Origin of the sequence: Nocardia sp. NPDC050175 (assembly GCF_044459885.1) — a bacterium.
In the GTDB taxonomy this organism is placed as follows: Bacteria; Actinomycetota; Actinomycetes; order Mycobacteriales; family Mycobacteriaceae; genus Nocardia.
This window is the reverse complement of record NZ_JBITJI010000001.1, coordinates 27,424-44,403: the sequence shown is the minus strand read 5'-3', so window position 1 is coordinate 44,403 and position 16,980 is coordinate 27,424. Positions and strand designations below refer to the sequence as shown.

General features: G+C 66.3%; 16 protein-coding genes and 1 pseudogene. 10 read left to right on the top strand and 7 right to left on the bottom strand.

Annotated elements, in window-relative coordinates; translation table 11 throughout:
* Nucleotides 1–75 precede the first annotated feature (75 nt).
* From ACIBK2_RS00190 to ACIBK2_RS00180, 3 genes are read left to right on the top strand one after another with little or no spacing between them, the layout of a single operon-like run.
* Complete coding sequence (locus ACIBK2_RS00190) at nt 76–1,239, top strand: hypothetical protein (RefSeq protein ID WP_396961934.1); 1,164 nt, start codon at nt 76–78, stop codon at nt 1,237–1,239.
* Nucleotides 1,239–2,015, top strand: a complete 777-nt coding sequence (locus tag ACIBK2_RS00185) for an SDR family oxidoreductase (protein WP_396961932.1) — start codon at nt 1,239–1,241, stop codon at nt 2,013–2,015. Before ACIBK2_RS00190 ends, ACIBK2_RS00185 begins: the two co-directional genes overlap by 1 nt.
* 34 nt (nt 2,016–2,049) lie before the next feature.
* On the top strand, nt 2,050–3,219 hold the full coding sequence (locus ACIBK2_RS00180; protein WP_396963980.1) for a sulfotransferase family protein: 1,170 nt from the start codon (nt 2,050–2,052) through the stop codon (nt 3,217–3,219).
* A gap of 298 nt (nt 3,220–3,517) precedes the next feature.
* Here ACIBK2_RS00180 and ACIBK2_RS00175 read toward each other — a convergent pair whose 3' ends face one another.
* Nucleotides 3,518–4,189, bottom strand: a complete 672-nt coding sequence (locus ACIBK2_RS00175) for a PaaI family thioesterase (protein ID WP_396961930.1) — start codon at nt 4,187–4,189, stop codon at nt 3,518–3,520.
* Nucleotides 4,190–4,402: 213 nt separating this feature from the next.
* Here ACIBK2_RS00175 and ACIBK2_RS00170 point away from each other — a divergent pair, with 213 nt between their 5' ends.
* Complete coding sequence (locus ACIBK2_RS00170) at nt 4,403–5,059, top strand: HAD family hydrolase (RefSeq protein ID WP_396961928.1); 657 nt, start codon at nt 4,403–4,405, stop codon at nt 5,057–5,059.
* 46 nt (nt 5,060–5,105) lie between these two features.
* On the opposite strand, the gene ACIBK2_RS00165 is transcribed toward ACIBK2_RS00170, so the two are convergent.
* The gene (locus ACIBK2_RS00165) at nt 5,106–5,720 is read right to left on the bottom strand and encodes a TetR/AcrR family transcriptional regulator (protein ID WP_396961926.1); all 615 of its coding nucleotides are present in this window, start codon (nt 5,718–5,720) and stop codon (nt 5,106–5,108) included.
* Between the two features lie 21 nt (nt 5,721–5,741).
* On the opposite strand from ACIBK2_RS00165, the gene ACIBK2_RS00160 reads away from it, so the two are divergent.
* From ACIBK2_RS00160 to ACIBK2_RS00145, 4 genes are all read left to right on the top strand, one after another.
* Nucleotides 5,742–6,110: a hypothetical protein gene (locus ACIBK2_RS00160; protein ID WP_396961925.1), complete on the top strand. Its 369-nt coding sequence runs from the start codon at nt 5,742–5,744 to the stop codon at nt 6,108–6,110.
* Nucleotides 6,107–6,622, top strand: coding sequence for a hypothetical protein (locus ACIBK2_RS00155; protein ID WP_396961924.1), 516 nt, complete (start codon nt 6,107–6,109; stop codon nt 6,620–6,622). The genes ACIBK2_RS00160 and ACIBK2_RS00155 overlap by 4 nt, the downstream gene beginning before the upstream one ends.
* Nucleotides 6,623–6,695: 73 nt before the next feature.
* Nucleotides 6,696–7,460 carry an alpha/beta fold hydrolase gene (locus ACIBK2_RS00150; RefSeq protein WP_396961922.1) on the top strand — a complete coding sequence of 255 codons (765 nt, stop codon included), beginning with the start codon at nt 6,696–6,698 and terminating at the stop codon, nt 7,458–7,460.
* Nucleotides 7,461–7,574: 114 nt separating this feature from the next.
* On the top strand, nt 7,575–7,748 hold the full coding sequence (locus tag ACIBK2_RS00145; RefSeq protein ID WP_396961920.1) for a hypothetical protein: 174 nt from the start codon (nt 7,575–7,577) through the stop codon (nt 7,746–7,748).
* On the opposite strand, the gene ACIBK2_RS00140 is transcribed toward ACIBK2_RS00145, so the two are convergent.
* From ACIBK2_RS00140 to ACIBK2_RS00130, 3 genes are all read right to left on the bottom strand, one after another.
* Nucleotides 7,742–8,209 (bottom strand): hypothetical protein, encoded by a 468-nt coding sequence (locus ACIBK2_RS00140; protein ID WP_396961918.1) that lies wholly within the window; start codon nt 8,207–8,209, stop codon nt 7,742–7,744. The two genes, ACIBK2_RS00145 and ACIBK2_RS00140, sit on opposite strands and share 7 nt — an antisense overlap.
* An 88-nt stretch (nt 8,210–8,297) precedes the next feature.
* A complete protein-coding gene (locus ACIBK2_RS00135) occupies nt 8,298–9,563 on the bottom strand; it encodes an RNA polymerase sigma factor (protein ID WP_396961916.1) in 1,266 nt (421 codons plus the stop codon).
* Nucleotides 9,564–9,576: 13 nt separating this feature from the next.
* A complete protein-coding gene (locus tag ACIBK2_RS00130; protein WP_396961914.1) occupies nt 9,577–9,954 on the bottom strand; it encodes a YciI family protein in 378 nt (125 codons plus the stop codon).
* 331 nt (nt 9,955–10,285) lie between these two features.
* Here ACIBK2_RS00130 and car point away from each other — a divergent pair, with 331 nt between their 5' ends.
* A complete protein-coding gene (car, locus tag ACIBK2_RS00125; RefSeq protein ID WP_396961912.1) occupies nt 10,286–13,807 on the top strand; it encodes a carboxylic acid reductase in 3,522 nt (1,173 codons plus the stop codon).
* Nucleotides 13,808–13,848: 41 nt separating this feature from the next.
* Here car and ACIBK2_RS00120 read toward each other — a convergent pair whose 3' ends face one another.
* Nucleotides 13,849–14,655 (bottom strand): ABC transporter ATP-binding protein, encoded by an 807-nt coding sequence (locus ACIBK2_RS00120; protein ID WP_396961910.1) that lies wholly within the window; start codon nt 14,653–14,655, stop codon nt 13,849–13,851.
* Entirely contained in the window at nt 14,652–15,323 is a 672-nt protein-coding gene (locus tag ACIBK2_RS00115; RefSeq protein WP_396961908.1) for a FadR/GntR family transcriptional regulator, read from the bottom strand. Before ACIBK2_RS00115 ends, ACIBK2_RS00120 begins: the two co-directional genes overlap by 4 nt.
* 241 nt (nt 15,324–15,564) lie before the next feature.
* Here ACIBK2_RS00115 and ACIBK2_RS00110 point away from each other — a divergent pair.
* A pseudogene (locus ACIBK2_RS00110) lies at nt 15,565–16,890 on the top strand (2-isopropylmalate synthase); the annotation flags it as partial.
* Nucleotides 16,891–16,980: the final 90 nt, after the last annotated feature.

Genomic DNA, 16,980 nt, shown 5'->3' with positions numbered 1-16,980 from the left:
ACGTTCTAATCTTGCCTCAAACGAAATGTACCAGAGTGGTACATATTTGGAACACCGCGATTCAATGGAGACCTTTTGCTGACACAGCCGTTCGCGGAAGCCATCGCCGCCGCCGAGCAGATCATCACCGAGGCCGCGCACATCCGCACCGAGCAGGACCTCGTCGAGGGCTACGACTACCTGGCGGGCAGCATCCGCGCGGCCCTGCAGATGGCGTGGGCCTACGAGCGGGACTTCCCGTTCTTCGTCCAGTCCACCGGGCCGTACACGAAAATGGGCCTCGACAACCCGGACACGCTCTACTTCCACTCCTACCTGCGGCCGGACGCCGAATACGTGGTCACCGGAAAGCGTGGCACCACACGGGATCTGAGCTTCCAGGTGCTGAACGGCAACTACTCGCCGGTGGATGTGCCGGACAGTCTCACCGCCTTCGACGATCGTTCGCTGGAAGTCGGTCCGGATGGTTCTTACGAACTCAGGCTCGGTCCCGGCGAAGCGCGCCCGGGATATGTGCACCTCGCCGCGGACTCGGCAATGCTGGTGGTCCGTGAGGTTTACAGCGATTGGCCCAACGAAAAGCCGGGCACGATCCGGATCGCGCGGGTCGACGGCATGGGCGACGCGCCGCCGCCGCTCACCAAGGACGTGCTGACCAAGCGGTACGGCGTCGCGGGGAAGATGCTGATCTCCCGGCTGAAGACCTTCCTGGCCTTCCCGGAGTGGTTCTATCTGAACCTGCCGGTGAACACCATGACCGAACCTCGTTCCACGCCGGGTGGTCTCACCACGCAGTTCTCCTCGGCGGGCCACTACGAGCTCGACGACGATCAGGCGATGATCATCACGGTGCCGAAATCCGATGCGCCGTACCAGGGTTTCCAGCTCGGCAGCATGTGGTACCTGTCGCTGGACTACATCAACCACCAGACCAGCCTCACCGCCGACCAGGCGCACGTCGACCCCGACGGGATGATCCGGCTGGTGGTCAGCGAGCGAAATCCCGGGCTGGCGAACTGGATCGAACGCACCGGGCATGAGCGCGGGTATCTCCAGTTCCGCTGGCAGCGGCTGTCGCGCGACATGAAGCCCGAGGACGGGCCGACGGTCGAGGTGGTGCCGGTCGACGAACTGGCGCAGCGACTGCCGTTCTACGACCAGGCGCGCGTCACGCCGGAAGCATGGCGCGCACGAATCGCGGTACGGCAGGCGGCCGTCGCGGAAAGGATGCTCGGCTGATGTTGTTGCAGGACAAAGTAGTTGTCGTCTCCGGGGTCGGCCCCGGGCTCGGACGCGCCATCGCGGTGCAGAGCGCCAAGGCGGGCGCCGACGTGGTGCTCGCGTCGCGCACCGAATCGCGGCTCACCGAGGTGGCCAAGGAAATCACCGAGCTCGGCCGGCGCGCGGTGGTGGTGCCGACCGACATCAACGACGAGGCCGCCGCCGCGCATCTGGTCGAGGCCGCGCAGAGCGCGTTCGGCCGGGTGGACACGCTGGTGAACAACGCGTTCGCGATCCCGCCGATCACCGACCTCGCCGACGTCGACCTCGATCAGGTGCGGGCCGGCTTCGAGACCAATGTGCTTGCGGCGCTGCGGTTGACGCGGCTGTTCATTCCCGCGCTCACCGAGTCCAACGGCTCGGTCGTAATGATCAACTCCGCCGTGCTGCGGCACTCGCGGCGCACCTTCGGTCCCTACAAGATGGCCAAGGCCAGCTTGCTCGCACTGGCGCAGAGCCTGGCCACCGAGCTCGGGCCGCGCGGCATCCGGGTGAATACCATTGCCCCCGGCTACATCTGGGCCGACAACCTGAAGTGGTACTTCAACTACCTCGCCGAACAGCGCGGCATCACCGCCGACGAGGTCTACGCCGAAACAGCGAAGACCATCGATCTGCGCAAGCTGCCCGAGCCCGACGAGATCGCCGACGCGGTCGTGTTCTTCGCCTCGCCCATGGCGCGCGCGATCACGGGGGCGTGCCTGGATGTCAACGGCGGCGAATACCACCACTGATCGGGTGCGCCTGTCGCGCACCACTACTGAGGAGATGACGTTGATCGGTAGGGACGATGTCGGGACCATCGATGATCTGCACGCGTCGGCGACGAAGGTCGTCGGGCTGGACGATTTCGGTGCCGACGACTACCGCGCCGGGCTCGAGGTGCTGCTCGAGTCCTATGCCAAAGATGCGGAGCTGACGCCGTTCGGCAACAAGGTGAATCGTGCCTTCCTGCGCGGGGCGCTGATCGCCAGGCTGCTCAGCGAGGCCGCGTGGCAACGCTTTCCCGAGCATGCCGAGGTGACGATCGAGCGGCCGATCTTCGTGACCGGACTGCCGCGCTCGGGGACGACGGCGGTGCACCGGCTGCTCAACGCGGATCCGGCGCATCAGGGCTTGGAGATGTGGCTCACCGAGATGCCGCAGCCGCGGCCGCCGCGCGAGACCTGGGCGAGCAATCCGGTGTATCAGCGGATCGAGGCGGCGTTCGAGAAGCATCACGTGGAGCATCCCGAATTCATGGGCGTGCACCATATTTCCGCTGACCAGGTGGAGGAGTGCTGGCAGTTGCTGCGGCAGTCGGCCATGTCGGTGTCGTACGAGTGCCTCGGGTATCTGCCGAGCTACTCCGAGTGGCTGCGGGAGCAGGACTGGACCGGTGCCTATCGCAGGCATCGGCGCAACCTGCAGTTGATCGGTCTGCCCGACGCCGGGCGGCGCTGGGTGTTGAAGAACCCCAGTCATTTATTTGCACTGGACGCCATTTTCGAGGTCTATCCGGACGCGCTCGTCATCCAGATGCATCGCGATCCGCGCACCATCATCGCCTCGGTCTGCAGTCTCAACGAGCAGGCCTCGGCCGGATGGTCCGACAAGTTCCGCGGCCCGGTGGTCGGTGCCGCGCAACTGGATCTGTGGGCCCGCGGCGCCGATCGCTTCCTGGCGGACCGCAAGCGCCACAACGCCGCCCAATTCTGCGACGTGGACTACGACGACTTCGTCGCCGATCCGATCGGCACGGTCGAATCCATCTACCGCCACTTCGACCTCCCACTGACCGAGGACGCGACCTCAGCAATGTCGGCCCTGCACGCGGAAAGCACCTCCGGCGCAGCACGTCCCGCCCACCGCTACACCCTCGAGGAATTCGGCCTCACCGCCGACCAAGTCGATGAACGGTTCGGGGCGTATCGAGCGGAACACTTCCCAGGACACTGATCGACAGCGTTGTCGTGCAAGGCAATTCGTGCACAATTGCATCGCATGCAGTAATCGGGCTCACGGCCGGCTTCGTCCGGTCCGTGAGCCCGAACCTGTAATGCCCTAACCTGCAAGACATCCCATGCATGAATGCAGACCACGCAAATCGGGACAGATCATGAACCAGGACCCGCCTAGAACCGCCGCCAGGCCCCCGTTCTCGCCCGCCGCGCATGTTCCGTCCAGCCGCGCACGAAATCGCTAGCTGAATCGTGCGCGGCGAGCGGCACTGTGCGCGGCGCGGGGCGACCTCGATTTACGGCTGGCCGGGCTTCAGGGTGATGAACAGGCCGTGGGCTTCGGCGCAGAGGCGGTCGCCGTCGTGCAGGGTGGCGCGGACGTAGACCTTGCGGCCCTCTTGGCGTTCGGCCCAGGCGCGGACCTTGAGTTCGGTGCGCAGGGGAGTGATGGAGCGGTAGTCGACGGTGAGGGACGCGGTCCTGGTCACCTGCCCGCCGTAGACCGCCGCGGCCATGCCGAGCAGGTCGTCGAAGGCGATCGCGATGTGGCCGCCGTGCGCGGCGTTGTTGCCGCCGAGGTGGTAGGTGCGGAAGGTGATGCGGGCGTCGACACCGTCGCGGCCGACGTGGTCGAAGACGAACGGCGGCAGCGTGATGTTGCCGCGGCCGGGCAGGTCGTGCCTGGTCCAGTTGGGCGTGGACCACTCGTCGACGATCGCGGCATCGAGCTTGTCGTTCAGCTGCTTGAGCAGGCCGATCGTCTCCACGGCCAACTCGTCCGAGGGGGAGGCGAGGCGCACGCGGTCCATCAGCCCGCGCACCTGCTCGATGAACTCCCCGTAGTGCGGTCCGCCGCGGGTGATGTCGATGTTCTGCTCGTGCGCGTTGATCAGCTCGCTCATCGGCCGGAACGCGCCCTCGTGGTGCTCCTCGCTCGGCAGCGATTCACCGGCCTGTTGTTCGTTCATGCAGAACACGTTATAGGTTGCCCATCGAATGCTCGCATTTCGGGCCGACTTGGCGGATTCGAGGGCCGGTCCGAATCGTCCGGTGTGGCTTAGGCTGGTTCGCGATCATCAATCGCGGTTACTCAGGAGGAACCACAAGGTTGGCGGCGCGGTCTCGATGAACGTCGACCACCGAGCGTAATGGCAGGTCCGGCGGCGAAAGGCTTTGGGCAGATGGGTATTACGGCAGTTGTCTTCGACATGGACGGCGTACTGATCGATTCCGAGCCGGTGTGGGAACAGGTTCGCCGGGACTACGTGGCAGAGCGGGGCGGGCAATGGCTACCCGATGCTCAGCAACGGCTGATGGGCATGAGCACCAAGGAATGGTCGGAATATCTGAGTACCGATCTCGGCGTCGACGCACCGCCGGAAACCGTGGCGCGCGACGTGATCGAGCGCATGGCCGCGCATTACGACCGTGAAGTCCCGCTGCTCCCCGGCGCGATCGACGCGGTCCAGCGGATGAGCGAGAAGTGGCCCCTCGGCGTCGCCAGCTCCTCCCCGCGCGCACTGATCGACGTCGTCCTCGGCCGCACCGGCCTGATCGAATTCTTCAACGTCACCTTCTCCACCGAAGAGGTAGACCGCGGCAAACCGGCCCCCGACGTTTATGTCGCCGTCGCCGCCTTCCTCCGCCAACGCCCCGCCGACTGTGCCGCAGTGGAAGATTCGAGCAACGGCATGCGCTCCGCCCACGCCGCAGGCATGCGCGTGATAGCCGCCCCCCGACCCGAATACCCACCGGCCCCAGACGCTTTGGCGCTGGCCACCCACGTAATCAACGATCTCGCCGAACTGACGCCCACCCTTGTCACCGAACCCGCCTGACCCACCAGCGCTCGCCGAGTGGGACATGGTCGCGTTCTTGCCGCCGTCAGGTCCCGTTCGGCGGGTTGTCTGGGCGGTAGGAGGTGAGGAGAGTGCGGGCTGCGGCGGGGAGGTCGGTGTCCAGCCAGGCAGGAAGGGTGGGGGCGTGGGCGTGGCGGCGGAGGGCGGCGTAGGGCAGGTCGACTACGGCTCGGCTGATGGCGTCGATTTCGCGGTCGCCCGCGCGGCCGAGCAGGGCGGTGGCCAGGCGGCGGAGGTGGTTGATCAAGGGGGCGTTCATGGTGGTGAGGCGGGCGCGGAAGTCGTCGTCGGGGCCGCCGTCCAAGAGATCGCTGACGCGCAGGTTGAGCAGAAGTCTTGCGTCGTCGGGTAATTCGCGGCCGAAGACGAGGGCGGCACTGACCATGGCGACGCCCGCTTCGACGGGATCGGGGTGGTCGGCGGCGGCCAGGACGCCGCGCTGGAAGCGTTCGAGTGCGCGCAACCAGACGGCGGTGAGCACGCCGTTGCGGTTGCCGAAGCGGTGGTACAGCGTGCCGACGGGGGCGCCGCTGGCCTCGGCGATCGCGGCGACACTGGCCGCGCGAGGGCCATCGGTGAGCACCAGGGCGCGGGCTGCGTCGAGGATCACGTCGGTGTCGTGCTTGCGGGGCGGGGCCATGTACTAGTACGTTCCTTCTATATGGAGCGATTGTCCTATATTGATGAGCATGCCAGATCTGTCGACGCGAATCGCGACCGGGTCTGGACCGCACTACTGAAAGTCATGTGCAAGGACCCGGCGGATCCGTCCACCGTGCCGATCGGCTTCGTGCTGGATGCCGCGGCGCCGCCCGCCCGGCTGGCGATGAAAGGGCGGCACTGGTTTTCGAAGTACGCCCTGATCTTCGAACTCGAGGACGAAGGCGCGAACCGAACCCGCATCCGCGCGAAGACCTTGGCGAATTTCCCTGGGCCGCACGGCAAGATCTATCGCGCGCTGGTCATCGGCAGCGGCGGCCACAAGATCGTGGTGCGCAGGATGCTCCGGCAGATCGCGGCCGCGGCATGATCGGGATGGTCTGGGGCGCCACCAAGGCCGAGTGCGACGTTCCGCTGCCGTGTGACGACCTGAGACCCGGTGGGCTGCAGGCGGACCGAGCCATCACCATCGACGCCCCGCATGAACTGGTCTATCCGTGGCTATGCCAATTGCGGGTCGCCCCTTACAGTTACGACCTCCTCGACCACTGGGGCCGCCGCAGTCCGCGGCATCGCGACCCGCGACTCGTCGAACTCGAAGTGGGGCAACCCTTCATGGCCCACTTCGAGCTCGCCTCCTTTGTGCCGAATCAGCACATCACCCTGGTCGCCGGGAAGATCGCCGTCACCTATGCGGTGCACCCCAAGGGGACGGGTACGCGTCTGGTCGCCCGGGTGCGCATGGGCGGCCCGCGGATGATCGGACGCCTGCTGGCCGTCGGAGACCTCGTCATGATGCGCAAGCAACTGCTGACGTTGCAGGGGCTGGCCGAAGCCGAGAACCACGCGGAGCTGCGAGCCCGGTTGGCACCGCGGCGATAAGTCAAGCCCTGTCGGCGTGTTGAGTGCACCGGGCGATTCGCACTGATGATCTTGCATCGAGCATGATCACGGTATGGCAAATGATGTTCAGCTCGGCGATGTCCGGACTTGGTATGACGAAACGGGCGACGGCGAGCCGGTATTGCTGTTGCACGGCGGTTTTGTGGACTCGCGGTCGTTCGAACCGGCTGTCGCCGGATTGGCCGAGGACTTCCGTGTTTTCCGGATGGATCGTCGCGGCCACGGCCGCACCCCGGACGTCGAGGGGCCCATCACCTTTGACCTGATGGTGCAGGACACCATCGCGTTCCTCGACACGGTGGTCGGCGGCGCCGCGCACCTGGTCGGCTACAGCGACGGCGCCATCGTCGCGCTGCTGGTCGCCATCCGCCGGCCGGATCTGGTCCGCAAGCTCATCTCGATCAGCGGCAACTTCCACCGCGACGGCCTGCTGCCCGGCGTACTCGACGGCTTCGGCCACGAGGAACCGATGCAGCGCTTGGCCGCTCGCTACGGCGAGGTGTCGCCGGACGGCGAGGAGCACTTCCGTGTCGTCGCCGACAAGGTCCTGCGGATGTCGCGGGAAGAGCCGACGATGACCGTCGAGGAACTCGGCGGCATCGCCAGCCGGACCCTCGTCATCGCGGCCGACGACGACGCAATGAGCTTGGAACACACGATCGCCCTCTACCGCGCGATCCCCAACTCCGAGCTCGCCATCATCCCGGGCACTTCGCACCTGTCGGTCGTCGAAAAGCCGACAGAGGTCTACCGTCTCGTCGGCCTCTTTCTCACCACCGACGCGACCCCGACCTGGCAGCCGATCCGCCGCGCCTGAGCGACCTGAATCGAACGTTTCCATCCGGTAGCAGAAACCGGGCCGCGCTTGCGCCCGCAAGACATTTCGGCAAATTATGCGCTAACGGCAACGCTGTTGGTCAACTGACCGGTCATGCTGAACAGCATGGACTTCATGAAACCAGCTGAACAACTGTTAGCGCAGGTTGCGGCCCGGTTCGGCTCCGCAGAGGCTTTCCTCGACAAGCTCGCGGACGTCCGCGCGCAGGCTATGGACGACACCATCGAGATGCCGCGTGTCGTCGGCGGGTTGCCCACTATTTACTGAAACTGGTTAAGTTCGGCTACATCGAACTTCCATAGCTCGAACCCGGCCGGCACGTTGTCGCCCACCGAGATTCGGTCCCACGCCCACGTACCTGCCAAGGCGTGCGGTGCGAAGCCGCCCTCGGCGGTGAGGATCGGCAGCGGATGGACGCGGTGACGACCCGCGTTCTCCCGCACGGTCGCCTTGTCCACGTACCCGAGTTGATCGTGATTGAGGATGTACCGGCCGGTGCATCCGTGCTCCGGTAGAACTAGCGGCGCAACGGATGCGGCGGCGTCGTACAGCTCACCGGATTGTCGTGGCGCCCACACCACCCGGGCGGGTACGCACAGCAACCGTTCGACGCCCTGAACGGTGTGATTCCCGATCCACGCGTGTTCGTCGAGCTGCGTACCAGGTTCCACATAGCCGATGAGCCGATGGTCGTCGTCCAGGAGCACTGCTCGATAGAACTGCCGCACGTGGCCGGATTCCTTTCGGAGGTAAGCGATTTCGTAGCATGCTCACACGCGATTGCGGTGCGGCGATTACCACGGCGTTACAACCGAACTAGCGACAGTCCGCCGCGCGATCGAGCAGCAGCACCTGCTCGGCCTTGTTGCCGGTCAGCTCGGCGGCGCGCAGGAACTCGGCCCGCGCCTCCGCATGCCGACCGAGCTGGGCGAGCAGATCGCCGCGCACGGCGTTGTAGAGGTGGTATCCGTCCAATGCGCCCGGCGCGATCGAGTCGACCAACTCGAGACCGGCCGCAGGCCCGTGCACCTTGCCCACCGCGACCGCGCGATTCAAATCCACGATCGGTGACGGAAAGCGCTCGGCGAGAACCGCATACAGTCCGGCGATACGCCGCCAATCGGTGTCCTCCGGTGTCGCGGCCATGGCATGCACAGCGGCGATCGCGCCCTGCAGTGCATAGCTGCCCGGCGGTAGACCGCGGTCCCGGGCGACCGCATTGGCGCGAGCCAGTGCCGCGAACCCGCGCCGGATCAGCAAGCGATCCCATCGCGACCGATTCTGATCGGCAAGCAGCACAACATCTTTCGCCGGACCGGTGCGCGCGGGCAGCCGCGAGCCCTGCAGTTCGAGCAGCGCTACCAGCCCATGCACCTCGGGTTCGGTAGGTAGCAACTCGGCCAGAATACGGGCCAGCCGCAGCGCGTCCTGGCACAGCTCGACCCGAATCCAATCCTCGCCCGCGGTCGCCGAATACCCCTCGTTGAAGATCAAATAGACGACCGCGAGCACCGAGGCCAGCCGCTCGGTCAGCTCATCGTCGCCGGGCACCTCATACGGCACCCGTTTCGCGGCGATGGTCCGCTTGGCCCGGACAATGCGTTGCGCCACAGTCGATTCCGCGACAACAAAAGCGCGGGCGATCTCCTCGGTGGTCAACCCGCCGAGCAGCCGCAGCGTCAACGCCACCCTGGCCTGCTCCGACAGCACCGGATGGCACGCGGTGAACATCATTCGAAGCAGATCGTCCTCGACCACACCGTCCGGTTCCGGCTCCGCCGGCGGCGCGGTCACCAATTCGTGGCCGAGCAGCGCCAGCTTGCGCGTGAAGGTCTGCTTGCGCCGAACCCGGTCGATCGCCCGATGCTTCGCGGTGAGCATCAGCCAGCCGCCCGGGTTCGGCGGCACCCCGTCGCGCGGCCACTGCTCCAGCGCCGCGACGAGCGCGTCCTGTGCGAGCTCCTCGGCGGCGTCGATATCGCCGACGACGCGGGTGAGCCCCGCGACCAGTCGCGGCCATTCCATCCGCCAGACCGTTTCCGCGGCGCGGTGGGTCTGCTCGGGCGACCGGTCCGGGCTCATCCGCGGTGCCGGATCAGGCCGGTTCGTCGATCTGCCGGATCTCGATCTCGATATCCCACTCCGGCCCGTGCACGCCGAGGAAGCGCGACGTCCACTCGATCGCCTCCTCCTTGGACTTGGTCTGCAGGATGCAGTATCCGCCGACGACCTCCTTGGATTCGGTGAACGGGCCGTCCAGCACGGTCTGCTTGCCGCCGCTCTGGTTGATCTTGGTGGCCTCGGTGATCGGGCGCAGGCCGTTGGTGTCCAGCAGCACGCCCGCCTTGGTCATCTCCTCGATCACCTTGCCGACCTGCTCGAACATCGCCTCGTCCGGCTCCGGCGCGGTGGTCGGGTCGACGTGGATCAGCATCATGTGGCGCATGTCGTGTCCTTTGCTCGTTGTCGTCAAGATCGTCCGATCCTCACCTCACTGCATCGAACGGCGACCCCCCGAATCGACATCTCCTCGAAGATTCTCCCCGGATATTTCTCGAGCGCACGTGGCCGCGCCACAACGCGCGGGCGAGCCGCCCCGGCCGAGCTCTGGAACGTAAGTGTTTCCCTCTGGGTGGCAACGGCTTCGGGGCTCGGGTGCGCAGACTCGCCCAGGCGATTCACAGCGAATTGTCAGTCACATAATCCTTTAGCTTTGCTAAGCTAATGAAGTCTGGCGCGTGCTGCGCCGTCGAGTTCCAACCTGTTCCCGTCAAGTTTCTACTGGTCGTGGAGGTGGACCTGTTATGTCGATTGATTCTCGTGAAGAGCGGCTCGCACGCCGCATCGCTGATTTGTATGCCAATGATCCGCAGTTCGCCGCTGCTGCCCCCCGAGACGAGGTGACCGCGGCGGTCGATGCACCCGGCCTGCGATTGCCCGAGCTCGTACGCACGGTGCTGGCGGGTTACGCGGATCGGCCCGCGCTCGGGCAGCGCGCGGTGCGTTTCGACGAAGACCCGAAGACCGGGCGCGTGACTACTGAACTGCTGCCCAGTTTCGACACCATCACGTATGGCGAACTGTCGGAGCGCGTCGCCGCGATCGCGAGCGCGTTCACCGAGAGCGGGGTGCGGCCCGGCGATCGCGTCTGCATCGTCGGCTTCTCCAGCGTCGACTACACGACGATCGATACGGCGCTGGTCCAGGTAGGTGCGGTGTCGGTGCCGCTACAGACCAGCGCGCCGGTCGCGCAACTGCGGCCGATCGTCGCGGAGACCGAGCCGCGCGTAATCGCTTCTAGCGTCGACTATCTCGATGACGCCGTCGAACTGGCGCTGACCGGCTCGGCACCCGAGCGGCTTGTCGTGTTCGACTACCTCCCGCAGGTCGACGAGCAGCGCGAGGCGTTCGAGGCCGCGCGGGCGCGGTTGACCGCGGCGGGGAGCCTGGTGCAGGTCGAAACTTTGGCCGCGGCAATCGAGCGCGGGAAGGCGCTGCCTGCAACAGATTTCGTGCCTGTTGCGGACGATCCATTGACGCTGTTGATCTACACCTCCGGCAGCACCGGCGCGCCCAAGGGTGCGATGTACCCCGAGAGACTGGTCACCAACTTCTGGCGCAAGTCGACCCGGGCGTCGTGGGGACAGGCCAGTCCCGAACCGACGATCACGCTCAACTTCATGCCGTTGAGCCACCTGATGGGGCGCGGCATCCTGTACTGGACGCTCGCCAACGGCGGCACCGCGTATTTCGCTGCCAAGAGCGATCTTTCGACCTTCCTGGACGATCTCGCGCTGGTGCGGCCGACGCAGTTGAACTTCGTGCCACGGATCTGGGACATGCTGTTCCAGGAGTTCCACAACGAGCTGGACCGGCGGTCCGTCGACGGTGTGGATCGGGCGGCGCTCGAGGCCGAGGTGATGGCGGAGCAGCGGCAGTCGGTGCTCGGTGGCCGGTTCGTCACGGCGCTGACCGGCTCCGCGCCGATCTCGGACGAACTGCGCGCGTTCGTCGAGTCCTACCTCGACCTGCACCTTTTGGAAGGCTACGGTTCGACCGAGTCCGGGGCCGTGCTCATCGACGGGCACATCCGGCGTCCACCGGTCATCGATTACAAGCTGGCCGACGTGCCCGATCTGGGCTACTTCCACACCGACCGGCCGCATCCCCGAGGCGAGCTGCTCGTCCGATCGAACGACCTGTTCCCGGGGTACTACAAACGACCCGAGGTCACCGCGGAGGTATTCGACGCGGACGGCTACTACCGGACCGGCGATGTGGTGGCCGAGATCGCCCCCGATGAGCTGGTCTATCTCGATCGGCGCAACAACGTGCAGAAGCTGTCGCAAGGCGAGTTCGTCACCGTCTCCAAGCTGGAGGCGGCGTTCGACAACAGTCCGTTGATCGAGCAGATCTACGTTTACGGCAACAGTGCGCGCGCCTATCTGCTGGCGGTTGTCGTGCCCACCGAGGACGCAGTGGCGCGCAGCGGCGGCGATATCGAGGCCCTGAAGTCGAGTATCGGTGACTCGCTGCAGGAGGTCGCGCGCACGGCCGAACTGCAGGGTTACGAGATCCCGCGCGGACTCATCATCGCGACAACGCCTTTCACGCTGGAGAACGGCCTGCTCACCGGCATCCGCAAGCTGGCGCGGCCGAAACTCAAGGAGCACTACGGCGAACAACTCGAACAGCTCTACACCGAATTGGCCGATGGGCAGGCCAGCGAGCTGAGCGCGCTGCGCCGCGGCGGTGCCGACCTCCCGGTGCTGGAGGCGGTCAGCCGGGCCGCCGGTGCGCTGCTGGGTGCTTCGGCCGCTGATCGGCGGCCGGACGCGCACTTCACCGATCTCGGCGGAGATTCGTTGTCCGCGTTGACGTTCGCCAATCTGCTGCACGAGATCTTCGACCTCGACGTGCCGGTCGGCGTGATCGTCAGCCCGGCCATCGATCTGCAGGCCATCGCCGACTACATCGAGGCGGAACGGTCCTCCGGCGCGAAGCGGCCCAGCTTCGCGACGGTGCACGGCCGCGACGCCACCGAGGCGCGCGCCGCCGATCTCACCCTGGACAAGTTCATCGATGCCGAAACGCTGGCCGCCGCACCGACATTGCCGCGGTCGAGCACCAGGGTGCGGACGGTCCTGCTGACTGGCTCGAGCGGTTTCCTCGGCCGCTACCTGGCACTGGAATGGCTCGAGCGGCTCGCCCTGGTCGGCGGCACACTGATCTGCCTGGTCCGGGCGAAGGACGACGCCGCGGCCCGCGCGCGGCTGGACAAAATCTTCGACAGCGGCGATCCGGAACTGTTGCGGCACTACCGAACTCTGGCCGCGGATCATCTGGAGGTTATCGCCGCGGACAAGGGTGAGGTGAATCTCGGCCTGGATCAGCAGACTTGGCAGCGGTTGGCCGACACGGTCGACGTGATCGTCGATCCCGCGGCGCTGGTCAACCACGTGCTGCCGTACAGCCAGCTGTTCGGCCCGAACGCGGTGGGCACCGCGGAGCTGATCCGCCTGGCGCTCACCACGAAACTGAAGCCGTTCACCTATGTTTCGACGATCGGCGTCGGCGCGCAGATCGAACCGGCGTCGTTCACCGAGGACGCGGATGTCCGGGTGATCAGCCCGGTGCGCAAGGTCGACGACAGCTACGCCAACGGCTATTCGAACAGCAAGTGGGCGGGGGAGGTGCTGCTGCGCGAGGCCAACGACCTGTGTGGCCTGCCGGTGGCTGTCTTCCGCTGCGACATGATTCTGGTGAGCGGCCGGTACGTCGGGCAGCTCAACCTGCCGGACATGTTCACCCGGATGATGCTGAGCCTGGTGGCCAGCGGTGTCGCGCCGTTCTCGTTCTACGAGACCGACGCCGACGGTACCCGGCAGCGGGCGCACTACGACGGGCTGCCGGTCGATTTCATCGCCGAGGCGATCTCGACCCTCGGTACACAGGTGACGGACGGGTTCCGGACCTATCACGTGATGAACCCGTACGACGACGGCATCGGCCTCGATGAATACGTCGATTGGCTGATCGAGGCGGGCTACTCGATTCAGCGGATCGCCGAGTACGACGCGTGGTTGCAGCGGTTCGAGACCGCGCTGCGTGCGCTGCCCGAACAACAGCGGCAGCATTCGCTACTGCCGTTGCTGCACAACTATCAGCGGCCCGAGCAGCCGATTCGTGGGTCGTTCGCGCCCACCGATCGATTCCGGGCGGCGGTGCAGGAGGCGAAAGTCGGTCAGGATAAAGACATTCCGCACGTCACCGCGCCGATCATCGTCAAGTACATCACCAACCTGAAGTTGCTCGGTCTGCTCTGAGCCGGTGCGGCACCCACCCTCGCCGAGTGTGGGTGCCGGGTTCAGCCGGGCCAGGCCGGGGTGGTGTGTGCCGCGCGGGCGGTCCAGCGGCCGTCGTAGCGGACCTCGACAGGGTGGGCGAAGGCGGCGGTGACGTTGTCGGTGGTCAGGGTCTCCCGGGCGGGTCCTGCGGCGACGGTGTGGCCGTCGGCGATGAGCAGGGCGTGGGTGGTCGTGCTCGGGAGTTCCTCGAGGTGGTGGGTCACCAGCACCGACGCGACCTCCGGATGGGTATCGCCGAGAGTGTCGATGGTTTCCAGGAGTTGTTCGCGCGCAGCGAGATCCAGGCCGGTGGACGGTTCGTCGAACAGCAGTAGCCGCGGCTCGGCGATGAGCGCGCGGGCGATCAACGTGCGGCCGCGCTCGCCCTGGGAGAGCGTGGTCCAGGTGTTGTCGGCCTTGCCGGTGAGGCCGACGGTGTCGATCATCGCGTCGGCCTGGCCGAGCTGATCCGCGGTCGGCGTCCAGCGCATCGGCGTGTCGATGGTGGCGGTGAGACCGGTCAGCACGACCTCGCGGATGGTCAGCGGATAGTGCAGCGGGTGCCGCGGATTCACGTGACCGATGGAGTGGCGCAGTCGTGCCAGTTCGACCCGGCCCAGCTGTTCGCCCAGCACCCGAACCGTGCCGGTGGTGGGGAAGGTGACTGCGCCACAGAAACCGAGCAGCGTGCTCTTGCCCGCCCCGTTCGGTCCGAGCAGCGCCCAGTGTTCGCCCGCGTGCACGGTGAGCGAGATGCCGTTGATGATCTTCTTGCCCTCGCGGCGGAACGTCACGTCCGTCAGTTCGAGCACCGGATCGCCGGTCACGTGAAGGCCTCCTTCAGTGTCGTCAGATGGGAACGGCTGTATTCGGCTGCGGCCGTGGCATTTCGGGCGACGATCGCCTCGACCAGCAGCTCGTGCGCGGCATGGTCGGCGCGCTCGGACGGGACCGGGTGGATCGTCAGCATGTCGATCATCGCCAGGCGCAGCCGAGGGAGGAAGGTGTCGAACAGCTGGACCAGGACCTCGTTGTGTGCCGCGACCAGCACCGCGCGATGGAATGCCATGTCCGCGTCGACATGCTCGGCCACCGGCTCGCCGTGTGCCTCGCGTGCCGCCAGGGTGGACCGGAGGATGCGCAGGTCGGCGCGGGTGCGGCGGTGCGCGGCCAGCGCCGCCGCCTCGGCCTCGATGGCGATGCGGGCCTCGATCACCGAGGCGATGGTGGCGCGGCGCAGCACCACATCCCAGTCGTCCTTCGCGTCCAGTGCCGTCACGAACACACCCGCACCCTGACGGGTGTCCAACACACCCTTACCCGCCAGCTCGCGGATCGCCTCACGCAGCGTCGAGCGCCCGACCCCGAGCTGCGCGGCGAGTGTTGTCTCACCCGGAAGACGGTGTCCGAGTGGCCATTCGCCCGCTTTGATGCGCGTCATGATCAGCTCCGCCGCTTGTGCGGCGAGCGGATGACGCCGTACCTGCGAAACCATCCCAACCTCTCTACTTGTCTGAGGAGTTGTGTATAGTCTAGCCATCATGCGCAACCTGCTTCTGCTTAGCCGCCACGGCGGGGCCTGAACGACCGGCCCCCCGCCGTGGGGCTTTGTCGTGGCCGGTCACCTCTGTTTCGTGACTGCCAGAAAGCAGAACATGTCTTTTTCGACGATCAACACTCCCGCGGGCAAGATTCCAGGCAACGCACCGGCCTGGAATCCGCAACGGCACTCCCAGATGCCGTCGCACCGCTACCGATCCGTCTACGACCGGGTGGAAGTGCCACTCACCCAGCGTGATTGGCCGAACGCGCGGATCGCCGCGGCGCCACTGTGGGTGCCGGTCGACCTGCGCGACGGCAATCAGGCGCTCGCCGAACCCATGGACCCCGCACGCAAGCGGCGCTTCTTCGAACTCATGGTGGCCATGGGCTACAAGGAGATCGAGGTCGGCTACCCGTCCGCCTCGCAGACCGACTTCGACTTCGTCCGGCTGATCGCCGACACCGACCTCGCGCCCGACGACGTCACCATCGTCGTATTCATGCCCGCCAGAAGGGATCTCATCGAACGCACTGTCGAATCAGTACTCGGCCTCCGCAATGTCGTCATCCACATGTACGCCGCGACCGCACCCACCTGGCGAAACACTGTGCTGGGCAAGGACCGTGCCGCGCTGCGCGAGCTGATCCTCGCCGGCGGCCGCGACGTCCTGGAATTCAGCGCCGACCTGCCGAACGTGCGCTTCGAGTTCTCGCCCGAGGTGTTCAACCTGACCGAGCCCGACTACGTGCTCGACCTGTGCGACCGGATGACAACACTGTGGGACGCCACCCCGCAGCGCCCGGTGATCCTGAATCTACCTGCCACGGTGGAGGTCGCGACCCCCAACGTCTACGCCGACCAGATCGAATACATGCACCGCAACCTGGCCCACCGCGACAGCGTCATCCTGTCCGTGCACCCGCACAACGACCGCGGCACCGGCATCGCGTCTGCCGAACTCGCGGTACTGGCCGGCGCGCAACGCGTCGAGGGCTGCCTGTTCGGCAACGGTGAACGTACCGGCAACGTCGATCTCGTCACCCTGGCGTTGAATCTGCATGCGCAGGGCGTGGATCCGATGATCGACTTCGCCGATATCGACGAGATCCGCCGGACGGTCGAATACTGCACCCGCATGCCGGTCCACGAACGGCACCCGTACGTAGGCGAACTCGTGCACACCGCGTTCTCCGGCACCCACCAGGACGCGATCAACAAGGGCATAGCGGCGCACCGGGCACGGGCCGCGCAGGCGGGAATCCCGGAGCGTCAACTGGATTGGCAGGTGCCGTACCTGCCGATCGATCCGGCCGATCTCGGCCGCAGCTACGACGCCGTGATCCGGGTCAATTCGCAGTCGGGCAAGGGCGGCATCGCCTATCTGCTGAAGACGGAATTCGGGATCGACCTGCCAAGGCCTCGGCAGATCGATTTCGCCAGGCACGTGCAGGCGCACACCGACGCGACCGGTCGGGAGATCACCGCGGCCGAGCTGCGCGACCTGTTCGAGGCGGTCTATCCGACGGCTCAGACGCCCTGACCCGCGCGGCGTGTTCCGGCAAAACGCCCGGGGGCGCGGCGCGTCCGTGCGAAGGTAATCGGCGTGGCG